The 1830-nt window shown below is 71.3% G+C and carries 1 pseudogene; it reads right to left on the reverse strand.

The features are described from left to right. Positions 1–1808, reverse strand: a pseudogene (locus tag N416_RS24155) (PE family protein); the annotation flags it as partial. Positions 1809–1830 lie beyond the last annotated feature (22 nt).

The following is a 1830-nucleotide window of genomic DNA, read 5'->3' on the forward strand; positions in this document are numbered from 1 at the left end:
ATCAGCGAGTTATTGGCGCCGGCACCGCCATTGGCACCGTTGAGCCCGCCGTCTACGCCGTCACCACCGAGAACGTGGCCACTGTCGATTTCTCCACCATCGAGGGCGGACACCGTCGCCGTACCGCCGCCGCCGCCGTTGCCGCCGACGCCGGTGGCCGAGCCGGCCCCGCCATCCCCACCGTGACCGCCGGTCGCGGAGCTGTCGGAGGAAACGGTGCCACCGGTGCTGGTGGAGATGCTGGCACTACCGCCATTACCACCCTTGCCGCCGGCAAAGCCGTCACCACCGTTGCCGCCCGTACCACCGTTACCGCCAGTGACGGTGCCACTCGAAGTGTTGCCACCACTGATCGTGGCGGTACCGCCGTTGCCACCGACGCCACCGTTGGCGCCGTCGCCACCCGCACCGCCGTCACCGCCGTCACCGCCGTTGAGGCTGACGCCCGAGTAGCCGATGCCCGCACCGACAGTCAGGCTCGTGGCCGCGCCAGTCCCGCCCTTACCGCCGACACCACCGTTGGTGCCGACCGCACCACCGTTACCACCGTTACCGCCGGACAGCTGCCCATCGGTGAAGCTGCCGTCGTTCACGTTCAGGGTCGCGCCACCGCCGGCGGCGCCGGAACTGCCATTGTTGCCGCTGCCGGCGTCACCACCAGTGAGGATGGCGTCAGTGACGGTGCTGCCGTTGGTGGCAGTGATAGCGGCGCTGCCGCCCGCAACCCCGGCACCGGAGTCGCCACCGGTGGTGTGGCTGCCACTGATGTGGTCCCCGCCGCTGCCGGGGTTTCCGCCGTCACCACCGGCGAAGATCGTTGCGCGCCCACCACGGTTGCCGTTGACACCGTCAGCGCTGTCACCGCCTCGGCCACCAGTCGACGAACTCTGGTCGATGGTGCTGTTGGCCGAGTTGGTCTGCACGTAGGCCTGGTGGCCCTCGCCACCGGTCAGGCCGTCGCTGCCGGTACCGCCATCGCCACCGTACGACTGGCTGCCGGTGATCTCGGAGTCTTCACCCAACGCCCGGACCCAGCCGATCGCGCCGTCGCCACCCTTACTGCCGACGCCGTCACCGGTGCCGCCATTGCCGCCACGGGCTTCGTTGCCGGTGGCTTTGGCGCCATCGGCCAGCGCCGACACCTGACCACCCTGGCCGTTGCCGCCGGTACCGCCGTTGAGGCCATCACCACCGGAACCACCGACCGCAATGCCCTGCGCTTCGGCATCGGCACCGCCGGCGATGATGGAACCGTTGCGGCCAACCCCGCCCGTACCGCCGCCGGACGCCTCACCGCCGGCACCACCGGTCGCCTGACCGGACGCGGTTCCACCATTCCCACCCAAGCCACCGGGTTGCCCGTCGCTCCAAGCCGCCTGGATACCGCCCAGGCCACCGGCACCGCCGACACTGCCGGCGCCGGTGGCATCGCCACCGAGCCCGCCGATCGCCGTGCCGGACGCGTCACCGCCGGTCCCAAAGCCTTCTCGGCCGGCGTAGACCGCCCCGCCACCACCGGCGCCGCCCACGCCACCATCGCGACCCGTGCCACCACTGACCCCGGTAGCCGTCGCGTCATGAACGGTGCCGCCCTGCTCGGCGATCACCGTCCCGCTGCCACCAACACCACCGGTGCCACCGGTCTCGCCGGCACCACCGGTGCCACCGGTGACGACGACGTCCTCGACGGTGCCACCCGAGTTGGCCCCAATGGTGGCGCTACCGCCGGTACCGCCCGTGCCGCCGTTGGCGTCACCCGCTCCGGCGTTACCACCGGTCGCGATGCCCTCGGTGATGGTGCTACCCACGCCATCGGCGCTGATGGTCGCC

The sequence above is a fragment of the Mycobacterium sp. UM_WGJ genome, assembly GCF_000455125.1.
Classification (GTDB): Bacteria; Actinomycetota; Actinomycetes; order Mycobacteriales; family Mycobacteriaceae; genus Mycobacterium.